Below are 15,858 nucleotides of genomic sequence, written 5' to 3'. Positions count from 1 at the left end.
CACACAGAATTTGTGGGCGGGGAATCCGCGTAGCGGAGGGGAAATTGTTTGCGCCGGACGGTTGCGGCCCTGAAGCCCGAGGCGCAGCCGTGCCACCGCCAGGATTCACGACGAGCCAAGGACGCACCGGGCCGAACCTCCCCGGAAGGAGACAGGGCCGACTCGGTCTCACCGTGGGCGGCTCCACCGGCCTGTACCTTGACGCGTGCAAGACCAACACCCCGACGACGGGCGAGAACGCCCTTGCCGCGTCCTGCGGCGACTGGCTTGAGGCGGGGACTGGAGGCACTTGAGGCTGTGCCGTGCGGCATGCCCGTGGCCCATCCTTCGCGGCCTGGAATTGGCAACCGTCAGGGTCGGGGACGGTACGCGCATACACAACCTGCAGCAGCAAGTTGGGGCATGGACCCGGCTAGCGATTATCGGAGTTGAGCTGTTTGACTTCCTGGGGCGTCCGCCCGCTCCATTCCTTGAAGGCGCGGGTGAAGGCGCTGTGCTCCGAATAGCCCAACAGCATGGCGATGTCGACGATCTGCAGGCGCTGATCGCGCAGGTACGACTGGGCGAGTTCGTAACGGATCAGGTTCAGTTCGCTGCGAAAGCCGGTGCCGGCCTCCTGCAGGCGGCGCTGCAGGGTGCGCGGCGAGCAGCCCAGCTGCGCGCTGATCCGCTCGATGCAGGGCTCGCCCTCGCGCAGGGCGCGGGCGATGATCTTGCGCACCTGCTCCACGAGTTCGTGCTGCTGCGGCAGTTGGGCCAGCAGGCGATCCGCGTGCTGTTCCAACAGGGCGATCAGCGTCGGATCGGGACTCTTCATGGGCAGTTCGAGCAGTTGCGACGAGAAGCGCATCACCGCCTCGGGCCGGCCAAAGCGTACCGGGCAGCCGAAGAACGCCTCGTAGGGCGTGCTGTCGGCGGGGCCGACATGGTTGAACTCGATCAGCAGCGGGTTGGCCGTGCCACGCACCAGGTCGCGGCAAAACTGCACCATCGCGACGGTGCCGGTTTCGCTCATCAACGAGCCGAGTTGGTACTGGCTGACATCCCAGACCAGCTCGAACCAGCCCTCGCCGTCACGGCGGGTCATGGGAATCACGTCGAACACCAGGCGCTGGTAGCGTTCGAAGCGTTGCAACACGGCCGCCAGGCTCTCGCAGGCCAGCAGCACCGAGCCGAACACGCCGAAATGCCGGGCGCTGATGGTGCGGCCGAGGTGCAGACTCAACAGCGGATCGTCCAGCGTCTGCGCCGCCGTCACCAGCAGGCGCTCCCAGCGCTCCACATCCATACCGCCGATACCGCCTGGCGCAGGTTCGGGCCAGGGCTCGCCCAACACCGACTCCGGCTCGTGGCCAAGCGCTTCCAGGTATTCGTAGAGCAGTTGCACGTAGGTCTCTGGCACCACGCGCCGGTGCAGTGGCTGGTTCATCGAAGGCTCTCTTGTTGTTTGGCGCAAAGTGTCAAGCGAACAGTCGGATACCGTCAAGCCATCGCGTCGGCGCTTGCCGAGAATGCTGTCTTTCCAGCCACTCTGACGGAAGCCGACTATGAAGACCATCGCCGACCTGCTGGCCATGGCCACGATCCACTTTCCCTCCGACAGCTCGCATTACGCTCCCCCCATCGCCCTAGCTTGCAACCTCGCCGGTGTGAGTCCGGAGCGGGTTGCCGAGGAGGAACAGGCATGAGCACGCTTGAGTTCTACTTCGACTTTATCTCGCCCTATGCCTACATGGCTTCGACCAGGATCGAGGCCATCGCTTCCCGGCACGGACGCACCGTGAAATGGAGGCCCTTCAGGCTGGGTGTCACCGTAACCAAGGTGATGGGCCTGAAACCCCTGCTGGACACCCCCCTGAAAGGGGACTACCTGCGCTCCGACGTGCCACGATTGGCCCAAGCCTTGTCCATCCCCCTCTGCGACGACCTGAGCATCTTCAACCCCGTGCCGGCCCAGCGCCTGTTCCACGCTCTGCCCGAGGAAGCGGCCGGAGTGCTGGCCAGGAAGCTGCTTTCGGCCCGCTGGGAACAGGGTCGCAGATTGGACAATCTGGAGAGCCTGGTGGAGATCGCCGCCGAGATGGGCGTCACACGCGACACCGTCGAACAGGCGCTGGAATCGCCGCAGACGAAGGCGGCTGTAGACGGGGCCACACGGCAAGCCATCGAGCACGGCGTATTCGGCTCGCCAACCTGCATCGTCGATGGAGAGCTGTTCTGGGGGCTGGACCGGCTCTGGATTCTTGACAGCTTCCTGGCAGCAGGCAGCCGCTATGCGCCAGTCGCCCCGGAGCGCGCGGCGGCACTGGGCATGGCGCTTCCCTAGGTCGTGCACTGCTGCGCGGCCCGCCCCGCCCGGCAACCGACGAACTATCCGGCCCAGTCACACAAGGCGAGCGATCGATGGTTCGTCGCTCGGCCATAACCCCCACCGAGGTACTCAATATGCCTGGCTACACAGCGCCGCTGCGCGATATGCGCTTCCTGCTCCACGACGTGTTCGACGCCCCTGCGACATGGCTCCGCCTACCCGAACTGGCCGACCGGGTGGATGCGGAACTGGCCGACTCGATGCTCGAAGAAGGCGCCAAGATCACCGGCCAGCTCCTGGCGCCACTCAACCGCACCGGGGACGAGGAAGGTGCCTTCTGGAACGAGGGACGGGTAACCACGCCTGCCGGTTTCCGCGAGGCCTACAAGGCCTACGCCGAGGGCGGATGGAATGGCCTTACCGGAAACCCCGAATATGGCGGCATGGGTCTGCCCAAGATGCTGTCCGTACAGTTCGAGGAAATGCTCTACGCGGCCAACTGCGGCTTCTCGCTCTACGCCGTGCTCAGCGTCAGCGCCGGCCTGGCCTTGGAGGCACACGCCAGCGAAGCGCTCCGGCAGCAGTACCTGCCGAAGCTCTATGCCGGCACCTGGAGCGGTACCATGTGCCTGACGGAGGCGCATGCCGGCACCGACCTGGGCATGATTCGCACCCGTGCGATCCCCCAGGCGGACGGCAGCTACAGGATCAGCGGCAGCAAGATCTTCATCACCAGCGGCGAACACGACCTGACCGAGAACATCATCCACCTGGTTCTGGCCAAACTGCCCGACGCGCCGGCCGGGGCGAGGGGCATCTCGCTGTTCCTGGTGCCGAAGGTGCTGGTCGACGACGATGGCACCCTGGGCTCCCGCAACGCGGTGAGCTGTGGTTCCATCGAACACAAGATGGGAGTCAAGGCCTCGGCCACCTGCGTGATGAACTTCGACGGCGCCACCGGCTGGCTGGTCGGTGAGCCTAACAAGGGCCTGGCGGCGATGTTCACCATGATGAATCACCAGCGCCTGTCCTGCGGCCAGCAGGGCCTTGGCTGCGCCGAAGCGGCCTACCAGGGTGCCCTGGCCTATGCCCATGAGCGCCTGCAGGGGCGAGCCCCCCAGGGCGCGGTGGCGGCGGATCGCCCTGCGGACCCCATCCTCGTCCATCCCGACGTGCGGCGCATGCTGCTGACCGCCAAGGCCATGACCGAGGCTGGCCGCGCCCTGTCCACCTACCTGGGCATGCAACTGGATCTGGCCCGGTTCAGTTCGGAGAGGGAAGAGCGCAGCCGGGCCGAGGCGCTGGCGGCGCTGCTGACGCCGGTGGCCAAGGCCTTCAACACCGACACCGGGCTGGATAGCTGCCTGCTGAGCCAGCAGGTATTCGGCGGCCATGGCTACATCCGCGAGTGGGGCCAGGAACAGCTGGTCCGGGATTGCCGCATCGCCCAGATCTACGAAGGCACCAACGGCGTCCAGGCGCTCGACCTGGTCGGCCGCAAGGTCGTTGCGGACCAGGGCGCCAAACTGGAGATGTTCCTGGACGAGGTCGGCGCTTTTGCCGCCGAGCACAAGCCCTTGCACCACCAGGAACTGCTGGAGGCCGTGCGCCGTCTACGGGGCGTCACCTCCTGGCTACTGCAGAGCGCGGCACGGGCCCCCAACGAGATCGGTGCGGCCTCCGTGGAATATCTCCATCTGCTCGGCTATATCGCCTACGGCTACATGTGGGCCCGGATGAGCGTCGTGGCGCAAAGCCGCCTTGCGGACAACCCGGACTTCTACGGCGCCAAGCTGGCCACCGCGGAGTTCTACTTCTCCCGCCTGATGCCGCGAATACTGGGCCTTGAGATGACCATACGCGCCGGGGCTGCGCCCCTGCACGCTATCAAAGACCATCAATTCTGATAAAAGCCCGTTCGATCCCGCCCGGACTGGTGTGGCACGCCAGCCGGCCGGGATTTCTCTTCCGATCATACAATGCCGCCATCTTCGGCGTTTCGCAGGAGCGGCTTGAAGAGCGGTACTTCGCATGAGCCGCAGGTCGATTGCCAGTACTGCCGAGCCCGCAAGCCCCCGAAAACATCAAGACCGCTGAAAGTCGCTAGAACCAGGTAATCGTGTTACCAGTTCAGCCCCCATTAGCTTAGCTGGGGTATAGGCGCCACCGACGGGGCGAGCCTGTAGCAAATGCGCCACCACGGCCAGTGCCCCGTGTATGGTCAGGCTGTATACGTTGGCCGTGTGCACCCGGATCACTCGGCAGTCACCAGATGCGTTTCGGGCCTCACCCCACACCCAGGTGCCCTGCTCTGCACGCTTGCTGTCGTCGGGGCCAGTGACCGTTTTCCCTATGCGAGCCTTCAACAGTTTCTGTACGAGCGCAATGCCCAAGAGCGGCCGGAACAAATTGGCGAGCTTGGCACTTCGGATCATGCCCATGGAACCGGGGATGAATACCTCAATGTTGGGAATACCGGTGGTGTGGTAGGCGGTAGAGATGTCTCCCCAGGGAATCGTCATCGCCGGTTTCTCACCATCGCCAAAATCGATTCGACGAATCCTATATGCAAGTGGAACTGGAACGATCCGTCCATCTCGGCGCACTTTACCGCCCTGCGCCATTCCTTCGATGGACGTCTTGGCCGTCCCTGGCGACATGCTGGAGCGGGAGTCGAAGCCCAGTGCGAGATGCGTGGCATCGGGTAGCGCCTCCTTGAGTGCAGCAGCTACGCAATCAGTGGGGATCACATCAAATCCCACACCTGGGCACACCACCACGCCAACCGCTCGAGCACGATCATTCAAGGAGCGAGAATGTTCAAATACGCTGATCTCACCAGTGATATCCAGATAGTGGGCGCGTGCGCGCAAACAAGCAGCCATCATAGGCGCAGCCGTAGCTGAGAATGGACCGGCGCAGTGCAAAACCAACCCACACCCAGTGATGTGTTTGGCCAACACCAACTCATCATCTAGCCCAAAGACTCTGGCCTCGAGGCCCAGCTCACCGGCCAACGCATCAATTTTTTCGCGATTTCGCCCCGCTAGCACTGGCTTATGGCCCTGCCGAACAGCCTCGCGAGCAATCAACTCGCCTGTGTAGCCGTTAGCACCATAGATCATCCAGCTCATCTGCTTCCCCATGAGTACCTCTGAGTTTCGGACCGTACAGCCCATCTAGGTGCAAGGAACGCTAAGATTAAAGCTAGGTTTAATGTCAAGCCGTAGCGATGATCCAAGGATGCTCTGAAACGCGATATTTCTGGCCGACATCAGCCTCCGCATCGCCATCAACGGGTACGCCCGGCGGCCACCAAGTCCTTCCATGGCACCACCTGATCCATCTCGATCAGGAACAATTGCTTGCCGGCGTACGCGGCGTCGAAGGTCATCTGCTCCATCGGGATACTCGGCAACGTGATCGGAGTATTTCACCAGATTGGGGACGTCTTCTTCAGAGCATCCCTGAGCTCCACCTTCAGTTCCCCGCACGAATGCCAATCGCCCCCTTGAACGGGCCAGCTCCCAGATCACCATGCGTTTGGCGCAAAGTGTCAAGCGGCTAGACGGATACCGTCAAGCCATCTAGCCGGCAGTTGCCGAGAATGGCTCCACTCCAGTCATTCCAACGGATGCCGCTATGAGAAAGATCACCGACCCTCTAACCCCTACGACAGAGCGATTCGTCTCCGACAGCTCCCGTTGCGTGGCCGACTTCTACCGCCCGCTGGGCGCCGGCCCCTTCCCCGTGGTGGTGATGGCGCATGGGCTTGGCGGTACGCGCAAGATGCGCCTGCCGGCCTTCGCCGAGCGCTTCATGACCGCCGGCTACGCCTGCCTGGTGTTCGACTACCGCCACTTCGGCGACAGCGAGGGCAAGCCGCGCCAACTGCTGGACATCGGCCGCCAGCTCGAAGACTGGAAGGCGGCCATCGCCCATGCTCGCAGCCTCGCGGATGTGGACCCAGAGCGCGTCGTGATCTGGGGGACATCGTTCGGCGGTGGGCATGTGCTGGCCACTGCCGCCGAGGATGCGCGGATCGCCGCCGTCATCTCCCAATGTCCCTTCACCGACGGCCTGGCCTCCAGCCTCGCCGCCGAGCCTCTGGTATCGCTCAGACTCAGCGGGTTGGCCCTGGCCGACCGCATCGGCTCTCTGTTCGGCGCCGGGCCCATTCTGGTGCCGCTGGCCGGCCACCCCGGCGAGACCGCATTCATGACCTCGTCGGATAGCTGGGACGGCTACCACGGGCTGATTGAGCCGGGATCGCACAACCGCAACGAAGCCACTGCGCGCTTCGCCCTGGACATCATCCGCTACTACCCCGGACGCAAGACGCCCCGCATCCAGGCCCCCGTACTGTTCTGCGTGTGCGACACGGACAGCGTGGCACCGGCGAAGCGGACACTGGCTCACGCCCGCCGCACGCCACGCCACGAGATCAAGCGCTACTCCCACGGCCACTTCGACATCTACGTGGGCGAAGCCTTCGAGCAGGTCGTGAACGACCAGCTCGACTTCCTCCGGCGCACTGTGCCGATCATTCCAACCAAGAGAGCAAGAGCATGACCTACGATCTCGAAGGCAAAGTAGTGCTGATCACCGGTGCGGCGGGCGGCATTGGTTCCGCCACTGCGCGGGAGCTGTACATAAAGGGTGCCAACCTGGTGCTGACCGACGCCCGGCAGGAGGCGGTGGACGAGCTGGCTCGGGAGTTCGACGGTCGACGCGTGCTGCCGCTGGCGCTCGATGTCACCGACACCGAAGCGGCGAAGACGGTGGTGCGTCAGACAGTCGAGCGCTTCGGTCACCTCGACGTGGCCTTCGCCAACGCCGGCATCTCCTGGAAAGGTGTACCGGCGACCCTGCGCACCTGCGACGAAATGGAGTTCCGCCGCATCATTGAAGTGGACCTGTTCGGCGTTTGGCACATCGTGCGCGCCTCACTTCCGGAAATCATTCGCAACCGGGGCCAGGTGCTGGTCACATCTTCCACCTACGCATACTTGAACGGCATGGCCAATGCCCCTTACGCCCTGTCCAAGGCCGCGGTGGAGTCGCTTGCCCGGTCGCTGCGGGCCGAGCTGGGGGCAACCGGCGCGAGCGCCAGCGTGCTCTATCCCGGCTGGGTGGACACCGCCATCGCCAAGGTCGCGTTTGGCGGTAACGCCATAGTGACCGAGATGAACGAAACCGGACTGCCGCCGTTCATGCGCCGGGCAATCCCACCGAAACAAGTGGCGCGCGCCGTGGTAAGGGGCCTGCAAAAGCGCAAACCACGCATCATCGAACCCACTCGCTTTGTTCCCATCTCAATGCTGCGAGGCCTGTTCAACATGTTCACGGACTGGCAAATGCCACGCCATTCTCGTCTGCAAGAGCTGCTTCAACAGCTGGAAAGCGAGGTCGTTCGGACTCGTAGTCAGGATTGATGCCCTCTCCCAAGACTTGTTGAAGGTACCCTCATGAAACGCTCCACATTGAAAGACCGAGTCATCGCCATTACCGGCGCTACCGGCGGCCTCGGCAGGGCCGCTGCTCAGGCTCTGCGTGCCCAGGGGGCCAAACTCGCCCTGCTCGATCTTGACCAAGATTCAGTCGACAGCCTGGCTATTGAGCTAGGTGGGCCTGGAGTCGCCGCAGGCTGGGTGGCAAACGTGCGCTCACTCGAAAGCCTGGAGGCCGCACTACGAGAGGCGGCGAACCACTTCGGAGGGATCGACGTAGTGGTCGCCGGCGCCGGCATCAGCTCGGTGGTCGCCCTGGAGTACATCGACCCCGCCGCGTTCGAGCGGGTCATCGACATCAACCTGAACGGCGTGGCGCGTACCTTCCGCGCCGCGTTGCCTCATGTGAAGGAGCGCCGGGGCTACCTGCTGGCCATCTCGTCGATGGCGGCCTTCGTCCACTCGCCACTTAATACCGCCTACACCGCCAGCAAGGCCGGGGTATGGGCCCTGTGCGACAGCTTGCGCCTGGAGCTTCGACAGCATGGAGTGGGCGTCGGCTCGCTGCACCCGACTTTCTTCCAGACGCCCATGATGGAAGCCGTCAAAGATGGTCCGTCCTCCACCCTTGTCTGGAACAATCACCAAGGTGTCTGGCAGTTCGTCGCACTGGAGCAGGTCGTAGATGCCCTGGTCGAATGTATCGAGCGCCGTCGTGATTTGATGGCGGTGCCGCGCAGCAACAATCTGGTCGCGAAAGCGCCCGGTTTGCTGCGCCGGCTCATCGAGCGGCTCGGCTTTGATGACGAGCGTGTCGCTGAAGCGGTAAGGCTTTCCAATGAGGAAAAAGCGTTATAAAAGCGCGAGGCCAGATGCGCATCGCCGAGACGATGAAGCAATGCCACTGTGAACCACAACTGAAAAAACCTGACATTCGGCCTTTCCAAAGCTCCCTTATCTGCAGCGGCAGAACTCGAGGAATCTCTTCGCGGGTAGCTGCGCCCCGGCTTCCTTGCCGGGGCGCCGAGCGCATCAGGCAGCCAACGTGTGTCCGTGCACCTCGTCGTCGGCCTCTGCCGGCTCCTCCGCCACTTCCCGGATAGTCTGCGCCTCCGCACCCTGCCCTGCCGTGAATACGGCCGGCATCCAACCAGTGCCCTCGACCAGCCGTTCGGCCTCGCTGGCAATGTCGGTTTTCTTGAGTTTGGCCAGTCGATTAACGTGCTTCGGCGCGAACTCGCCCACCGCCTCCAGGATCACCGCCTTGGCAACATGCTTGAAGTAGCCCTCGGCGGTCGGCTTCCACCATGCGGCCATGTCCAGTCCCACGGCCTGCGCCAGCTCGGCTCCGGGCTGATGCTGGATCGCACGCGGTGTGACCACGTCGACGGTTACCGCCACGCACACCGCGAGCAGCCGTACCAGCTCGTCCTGGGGCATCGCCAGCAACGCAGCGAACAGCGCGGTGCCGTCCTGCGGCAGCTTCTCGCCCCAGGCCTGGCGCAGCTCATGCAGCGCCAGGGCAGCGGGCGGCTCCGGCCAGTCCGGTGCCAGGCTATCGAGTCGGTCCCGTACGGTCAGGCGCACACCGAGCGGCATGCTGTCGCCGTGATCATCGACCTGCAGGGCGGTGTGCACCATGCCATGCACCAAGGCCGCCAGCGCGACCTGCGGGTGCCGGGCCACTTCGATCTGCAGCGCCGCCGTGCGATGGGCACTCAAGCGCTGGGCCAGCCGGTCGGACAGGCTCGCCGCCCTGGGCAGCTCGGTGCCCTCGCCCGCCTCGTCGCTCGAACCTTCGCTATCGCCGATGCCCTGGCGCAGCCGCTCCAGGGTACGCAGCGCGTTGGCCTCGGCCTCGCGCAACAGCCCGCGATGGATCACCGCCTCGCCGCTGCGGTCGATGGTGACCACGGCGCCGGCCACGCTGAGCACTTCCGGGGTGTAGCCGTGCAAGGACTCAGCCACGGCATGCAGCTCGGCGGCCAGCTGTTCGCGCCGCTGCTCCAGCATCGGCACCTTGTCTTCGTCCTCGGTGTCGTAGGCGTCCTCCAGCTCGGCATCGACCTTTTCCAACCGAGCTTGCAGCGAGGCGATACGCCGCGCCTCGCGGGCGGTCGGTTCGCGGCGGATGCGCGACGCGCTCTGGAAGGCCTGCCGATCCGCATAGCTGAACTGCGGCACGGCTTCCACCCAGGCCCAGCCCTCGGCGCGCACCTCCTCGGCCAGTGCCTCCAGCTTGCCGCGTACCAGCGTCTCCAGCAGCGCGGCATCGGTGAGGTAGGTGCCGCTGTCGTCGTCGGCGAACAGGTCGCGGCGGATGCCGCCGCCCACCTCCGTATAGGCCTCCAGCCCGACGAAACCCACCAGCGGATGACGGACATCGATTTCACGCTCCGTCAGACGAGCACGGAGCGCCGCCGCGCCACGTTGCCACTCCGGCGCATCGTAGAACGCGGCCTCCTGGACGGCGTAATCATCGGTGATGGTCAGGGCCATCAGCTGCTCCAGGGTGACGCTGCCGGCCCGGTAATCCGCCATCAGACGCGGCGAGACGTTCGCCAGCCTCAAGCGGCGCTGCACCACCAGCGGGGTCACGCCAAAGTCGGCGGCGATATCCTCGACGGGGCGGCCTTCCTTGACCAGCGCGGCGAAGGCCTCGAACTGGTCGGCCGGGTGCATCTGATCGCGCAGCAGGTTCTCCGCGAGGCTGACGGTGCGGGCCGAAGCGTCGGGCACCAGCAGGCACGGCACCTCGAAGTCGGCGGCGATGCGCTTTTTCTTCGCCAGCAGCTTCAAGGCAGTCAGGCGGCGGTCGCCGGCCACCACCTCGTAATGCTTGCCATCGGTGGCGAGAATGACGACAAGGTTTTGCAGCAGGCCGATGCGGGAAATGCTCGCGGCCAACTCGTCGATGGACAGGCGCGGCGTGGTGCGCGCATTGCGTTTGGAACGGCGCGGCAGCAGTTGCGCCAGCGAAAGCAACAGCAGGTTCTTGGTCGGGTCGGCCACTTGCAGGGCGGACACGCTAACAGCTTCGGTGGGGATGATCGCGTTCATGGTGGTGCTCCATTCAAGGGATAACGACTGCGATTGAAATGGAGGAGCCGACTGCCTGACAGCCCCTCCGGGTGGGGTTCAGGCTTTCAATTGCCGCAGGCCATCGGCCAGCAGCCACAGGGCACGGTTCAGGCGCAGGTCCTGGTCGATGCCCTGCACGGGGCGGGTGCGCTGGCGGCGCCCGTTGCTGCCGCGCCCAGCCAGCCCACCACGAATGAGGTTTTCCTGGGTGCGGTTGAATATGCTCCACAGGTCGGCGCGGTTGTCATCGAGACGGCGCGGGGCCAGCACCTGCCTTTCGGTGATCGGTGCCGGCTTGTCGGGGTCGTCGTACTTGAGGGCGAGTGCGGCACGGGCGAAGACTTCGGCCTCGCCGCCGCCCAGAGTGACGGCGCGCATAGCCTCGCGGGACTCTTGCGCCTGCTCGAAGCCGTGCAACACCTCGTAGGCGCCCTCGATCACCTGGGCGGCCACGTCGCCCTTGTGCGGCACACACACGTCCGCCACGGTGTCGCCGCAGACCAGGCCGTTCTGGCAGACGAAGCGGAACATGCCGGCGAGCATCTGGTAGCTACTGGTGCCGTCGTGCGAGTTCAGCAGGATGATTTCGTTGGCTTCGCCTCGGGCATCGATCTGACTGGCGTGGCGCAGGCGGATCATGTGCTTGGTGAAGTCGCGCCGGTCGTCCCGACGCACGCGGGTCTGGCACACCATGAAAGGCTCGAAGCCTTCGCTGCGCAGCTCCTGCAGCACGGTCGCGGTCGGGATGTAGCTGTAGCGCTCGGAGCGGCTTTCGTGCGGGGCCTCGGCGAAGATGGACGGGGCCACGGCGCGAATCTGCTCATCCGACAAGGGGGATTCCGAGCGCAGTACCGGGGAGCGGTACGAGAAACGGGAAGCAAGTTGCATGGTCGTTCTCCTGACAAGGTTTGCTGGTCACCCCCACCGGATTCCTAGATTCGGAGCCCGCTTCGGCTTTTCCGGTGGGGTCGGCGCGGAGACCTGGGCCGGCCTCGTTGCCACCGTCTTTCCTGAGTTCATCGCCCGCGACGGTCAGGAGCGCGCGGACGGGGGCCGTCAAGGAGGCAAGCGCCGGGATGGTGCGGACCGCAGGCGCAGCCGAGGACACGGCCCGGCGCGCCTTGACGGCTCAAGGCCGCGGGCTACAGTCGCGACAAGGTGATGAAGTCAGGGAAAGGCGGATGACAGGTAACGGCCACAGCGTTGGCGCAGACGCCACGCAAGCGCAGCGCGCAGGCCCTGCCTAGCCGGGCCGAAGGCATCAGCCGCACGCAGTGAGGGAACGATGGAAACCCGAATGGGGCGAGACTCGCGCAGCGTGGCTCGATGCACAGCATGACAGCGCGCCCGGCCATTGGCCGGGATGCCCAAAAAACAAAGGTACCTGAGAGCAGGTCGAACAATGGGCTCTGGGGTACCGACAAGCGCAACTCGGCTCATTACGCTGCAAAGCATCCTCACCACTCAGAGAAGACACATGCGTACCGTACCGACCCCATCCCCGCAGCAAACCTGCGAGAACATCCTGATCGACGACAAAACCTACAACGTTGAGCACAACATCCTGCCCAGCGAAAACGCCATCATTGATCGCCTGCTCGCGCGACGCCTCGAGCTGAATGAGGCCTACGGTGAGCTGTACGACAAACTGCACCTGCATCCTCGGGCACTCCCGGCATTCCTGAGCCTCTTGCTCAGTACCGCAGCATTCTGGGCCCCAGATAAGATCGCCAGGGCTCGTGGTCAACGGGACGAACTTGTCGACACCAACCAGCAGATTGCGCAGAAAGCCGAGGAACTGGCCCAACTGCTGGAGCACCGCTCCAACCTGCACAATACATCGGGTTTCAGCAGTGACACTCACTACCATGTCTGTAACGTAATTGAGGATGCAGCGAAGGATCACTACCTCTTTAACGCCTATGTGAAGGAGCGCCTGAACACCGTTCGCAACCAGTTCGAATGGAAGTACTGGCCCACCGTGGAACAGTTCGTTCGAGCGCTGGGCAGAGATGCCAACGGCGCCGAACTGGAGGCCACAGATCCGCTGACTCGAGCCGCAACCGCGGCCACACGCCACTCGCCTGCGGACTTCTTCAAGGCACTCTTCGCCGCCATCGAGGAGAACAGCGAGCAGAGCGGTGGTCCGCTACCCGAAGGCTTCAGGCTCAGCGATGCCACGCTGGCCTCGCTGGTGAACTGCGCATTGGATCTGGGCCCTGACGAACTGAAAGACAGCGCCTACGTGAAGCGACTGCGACAACGCGAACGCAATAGCGACAAGTGATGCACGGCCAGCAGGCAGGGCGCAGCAAAAAAGGGGCCGAAGCCCCCTGCTGTCAGAGCAGCTCCTGCTCTGCGAATGATGCAGTTGCCTCGCCACCCACGATGATGTGATCCAGCGTGCGCACATCCACCAGCGCCAGGGCCTCCTTGAGGCGCTGGGTCAGCACCTTATCTGCCTGGCTGGGCTCTGGATTTCCGCTCGGATGGTTGTGCGAGAAAATCACCGCCGCTGCGTTGACGCGCAATGCCTCCTTCACCACTTCCCGTGGATACACCGCCGCCGCATCGATGGTGCCGCGAAACAACTCCACATACTCAAGCAGCCGATGCTGGCTGTCGAGGAATAGCGCCGCAAACACCTCGTGCTCAAAACCAGCCAGTTTGGTGCGCAGGTAGTCCTTGACCAGCTCCGGCGACGTGAACAACGCTCCACGTTGGTATTTCTGGTCGATCACCTGACGCGCCATATTCAGGATCTGATCTGCAGACGCAGGCAGGTAGCGCCCCTGTGCATCACGCACCAGCAGCATGGCATCGAACGAGGAAAAGGAAAGTTGCGACATGATCGTGCTCCGGTTGCTCGGGCGGAATTGCCCGGAACCGGCGCCAGCACGGCGCAGCGCAGCTGTCAGGGGTCAACGACGGCCGCCAGGACGCCAGCGTGCAAGGCACGCGCAGCCCTTGACGGCGAGAACGCCGTGATACGGTGAAGGGAACAGCAAGACCGCCCCCACTCCACCCATGCCACGGATCGGCAAGCGGAGCGCGCAGGCCCGCAAGGGCCGGAGGTATCAGGGATCAAAGCCGAATGGCCGCGACTCGGCACGAGGCGCGGGGCGCCGCCCGCGAGCCCGACGGCGGAACGCCGAGGCACACCAACGCATAGCGAACACACGAACTTGCAACTTCAAGTCAAAAAGAATGAAGTGATAAAACTCAGCGGCGAAAGATGAACTGTCGCCCATTGAAGGTTTCTCATAAGCACAAGCAGCACGAAGATATTGATCCGTTATAGGGCCGCTGCTAGGATCGAGTCTGGTTCTGGTATCCGCCTTGCTGCCTCGAGGAAAACCAGCTCAAATCGAAGCCCATATTTTTCCCCTTGTGGCCCGCCCGGCAAGCAGCATGCTCAGCAAAGCGAAAGCTTTAGCGGCTGCATTTTGTCGAGGAAATTTGTGATGTTCGATTTCGAATGTGTAGCTAACGCGGTTCGAGCCATGGAGCTGGACAGCGTGCCCGACGACCTTTCCCGCTGTCGTCAGCTGGAGCTCAAAGCAAAGCACCTGGGTTACCAAAACTGGAACCATCTGCTGGACACTTTGAAGAACGAGCCCGCAAAAGATCGCCTTCAAAAAAGCACAATGCGCCTGATGCAGCGGATTTGCCAGATGCGCTTGCCGCTCCGCAACAAAGCTTACGTTCAACTGACGGTCCTGCCCGGTGGCGGAGTTGGCCATTACAGCTACTGGATAGGCTGGGACAAGAAAGGCAATGAGGTTCGCGTACCACGCCCAATTGACGGCAGGGAGCAGGCGCGAAAACTCCGCAAGCTCCAGCCCTCACCAGTTTTTGCTATTGAAACAGAAAGAGAGTTTATAGCTTGGAATCACTTGTGGTTTTCGACTGCCATAGTGCCACCAGACTTAGCCAGAGAATTTTTCCCGGCGTTGTTCAACAAGAAGCACCTTGTGGCAAAAAATCCACCCATTGATCTCATCAAAGCAAAGTACGAGGCAATGGGTGACATCTATGCTAACAACCTCGAAGAAAACTAAATGAAGCTTCAGCGGCTCTTCTCGGAGCCGCTGAAGCAGCTCATAGAGTCGCACCGGACTAATCGGATTGGCCACTGCGACTGGGTAAGTCGGGCGATCAGCCCCTTCTTAGTTCTATGGGTTCAAGTACGGTCGAGGGCACTGCCAGGCAATACTCCTGCTCAACACCTCTACCCTTGCATTTGAGCAGGGCGAACAGATCCCGCAGGGGTGGGTCCTGCTGCTCTAGCCAAGGAAGCAGCGCCGGGACCAGAGCAAAGCTCTCCCGCCAGATGGTTTCGTCTCCATACTGATCGACTATTTCGGGACTCAGAAGTGGTACCAGCATACCCGCACAGGGCAAGGCTTCGGCTATGCGCCGGGCATTGGCTAGACCAACTGGATCAAGGTCAGGCAGCAGCCAGATCTTCGCGCCCTCCCAAGACACCAACAGCGCCAGCAGCCGATCAGATAGCCAACCTTCGTAATGAGCCACCAGCGCGCCGCTCAATACTGCCGGCAGCCGTGTCGGCAGATGCAGCAGGGTGTCACGGTTTTCCACTAGCACCACATGGCCGGTTGGCTTGGGGGTCGCGTCGGGTCTGCGCTCGTCGTGCCATAGCAACTTCAGAAACGCCGGTGAAGGCGATTCCCACTGCAGGATATTACCCTGTGCATCCTCCCAGCTGACGGCCTCGCCAGCGCTACAACTGATCATGAGCGAGGGCAGTCGCCCCCCGCGCTTGCTCGAGCCGCCGTGGATAATGTTCAAGCCGCGCACCGAACAGCTTTCCAAATCCTTGGGCGGCTGCAACCGGGCAATACGCTGCCCGAGAGAATCGGCATGCTGCACAATCACATGCGGCGATATTCGTCCGGGCACACGGCCCACCGTGACGATGCCGGAGACTCTGAGCTGATCGAGCACAGCCTCAAGCGCCTTCGGCCAACTGCGCAAAGGGACAGGCCCTTTGCG

Annotated in this window: 14 protein-coding genes and 1 pseudogene; 8 read left to right on the top strand and 7 right to left on the bottom strand. The window is 63.3% G+C overall.

From position 1 onward, the window contains the following. Positions 1-412: 412 nt before the first annotated feature. The gene (locus G7020_RS10115) at positions 413-1,429 is read right to left on the bottom strand and encodes an AraC family transcriptional regulator ligand-binding domain-containing protein (protein WP_181083988.1); all 1,017 of its coding nucleotides are present in this window, start codon (positions 1,427-1,429) and stop codon (positions 413-415) included. A 118-nt stretch (positions 1,430-1,547) separates the two neighbouring features. Here G7020_RS10115 and G7020_RS10110 point away from each other — a divergent pair, with 118 nt between their 5' ends. The 3 genes from G7020_RS10110 to G7020_RS10100 all read left to right on the top strand — a co-directional run bounded on the left by G7020_RS10110 (position 1,548) and on the right by G7020_RS10100 (position 4,218). Then, entirely contained in the window at positions 1,548-1,688 is a 141-nt protein-coding gene (locus G7020_RS10110) for a hypothetical protein (RefSeq protein WP_181083986.1), read from the top strand. Next, positions 1,685-2,326, top strand: coding sequence for a 2-hydroxychromene-2-carboxylate isomerase (locus G7020_RS10105; protein WP_181083984.1), 642 nt, complete (start codon positions 1,685-1,687; stop codon positions 2,324-2,326). The genes G7020_RS10110 and G7020_RS10105 overlap by 4 nt, the downstream gene beginning before the upstream one ends. A gap of 119 nt (positions 2,327-2,445) precedes the next feature. Continuing rightward, positions 2,446-4,218: an acyl-CoA dehydrogenase C-terminal domain-containing protein gene (locus tag G7020_RS10100; RefSeq protein ID WP_181083982.1), complete on the top strand. Its 1,773-nt coding sequence runs from the start codon at positions 2,446-2,448 to the stop codon at positions 4,216-4,218. Positions 4,219-4,395: 177 nt separating this feature from the next. Here the strand turns inward: G7020_RS10100 and G7020_RS10095 are convergent, their stop codons facing one another. Together G7020_RS10095 and G7020_RS24355 are read right to left on the bottom strand one after the other, a co-directional pair. Beyond that, complete coding sequence (locus G7020_RS10095) at positions 4,396-5,445, bottom strand: saccharopine dehydrogenase family protein (protein WP_181083981.1); 1,050 nt, start codon at positions 5,443-5,445, stop codon at positions 4,396-4,398. Between the two features lie 126 nt (positions 5,446-5,571). Next, positions 5,572-5,714: pseudogene (locus G7020_RS24355) on the bottom strand (IS5/IS1182 family transposase); the annotation flags it as partial. Between the two features lie 239 nt (positions 5,715-5,953). Here G7020_RS24355 and G7020_RS10090 point away from each other — a divergent pair. From G7020_RS10090 to G7020_RS10080, 3 genes are read left to right on the top strand one after another with little or no spacing between them, the layout of a single operon-like run. Then, entirely contained in the window at positions 5,954-6,883 is a 930-nt protein-coding gene (locus tag G7020_RS10090) for an alpha/beta hydrolase (protein WP_181083979.1), read from the top strand. After that, positions 6,880-7,746, top strand: a complete 867-nt coding sequence (locus G7020_RS10085) for an SDR family NAD(P)-dependent oxidoreductase (RefSeq protein ID WP_181083977.1) — start codon at positions 6,880-6,882, stop codon at positions 7,744-7,746. Before G7020_RS10090 ends, G7020_RS10085 begins: the two co-directional genes overlap by 4 nt. Positions 7,747-7,779: 33 nt before the next feature. Next, positions 7,780-8,619, top strand: a complete 840-nt coding sequence (locus tag G7020_RS10080) for an SDR family NAD(P)-dependent oxidoreductase (protein ID WP_181083975.1) — start codon at positions 7,780-7,782, stop codon at positions 8,617-8,619. Positions 8,620-8,793: 174 nt separating this feature from the next. Here the strand turns inward: G7020_RS10080 and G7020_RS10075 are convergent, their stop codons facing one another. Both G7020_RS10075 and G7020_RS10070 read right to left on the bottom strand, forming a co-directional pair. Further along, positions 8,794-10,821, bottom strand: a complete 2,028-nt coding sequence (locus G7020_RS10075) for a ParB/RepB/Spo0J family partition protein (RefSeq protein ID WP_181083973.1) — start codon at positions 10,819-10,821, stop codon at positions 8,794-8,796. 78 nt (positions 10,822-10,899) lie between these two features. Then, on the bottom strand, positions 10,900-11,730 hold the full coding sequence (locus G7020_RS10070; RefSeq protein WP_181083971.1) for a DUF932 domain-containing protein: 831 nt from the start codon (positions 11,728-11,730) through the stop codon (positions 10,900-10,902). A 589-nt stretch (positions 11,731-12,319) separates the two neighbouring features. On the opposite strand from G7020_RS10070, the gene G7020_RS10065 reads away from it, so the two are divergent. Next, a complete protein-coding gene (locus G7020_RS10065) occupies positions 12,320-13,129 on the top strand; it encodes a hypothetical protein (protein WP_181083969.1) in 810 nt (269 codons plus the stop codon). Between the two features lie 52 nt (positions 13,130-13,181). Here the strand turns inward: G7020_RS10065 and radC are convergent, their stop codons facing one another. Beyond that, positions 13,182-13,691, bottom strand: coding sequence for a RadC family protein (radC, locus tag G7020_RS10060; protein WP_181083967.1), 510 nt, complete (start codon positions 13,689-13,691; stop codon positions 13,182-13,184). Positions 13,692-14,306: 615 nt separating this feature from the next. Here radC and G7020_RS10055 point away from each other — a divergent pair. Beyond that, complete coding sequence (locus tag G7020_RS10055) at positions 14,307-14,903, top strand: hypothetical protein (protein WP_009616212.1); 597 nt, start codon at positions 14,307-14,309, stop codon at positions 14,901-14,903. Positions 14,904-15,000: 97 nt separating this feature from the next. On the opposite strand, the gene G7020_RS10050 is transcribed toward G7020_RS10055, so the two are convergent. Then, positions 15,001-15,810: a hypothetical protein gene (locus tag G7020_RS10050; RefSeq protein WP_181083965.1), complete on the bottom strand. Its 810-nt coding sequence runs from the start codon at positions 15,808-15,810 to the stop codon at positions 15,001-15,003. Positions 15,811-15,858 lie beyond the last annotated feature (48 nt).

This window comes from Stutzerimonas stutzeri (assembly GCF_013522825.1).
Lineage (GTDB): Bacteria > Pseudomonadota > Gammaproteobacteria > Pseudomonadales > Pseudomonadaceae > Stutzerimonas > Stutzerimonas stutzeri_AK.
The sequence above is the reverse complement of the archived record's forward strand: the minus strand, read 5'-3'. Positions and strand labels throughout refer to the sequence as shown.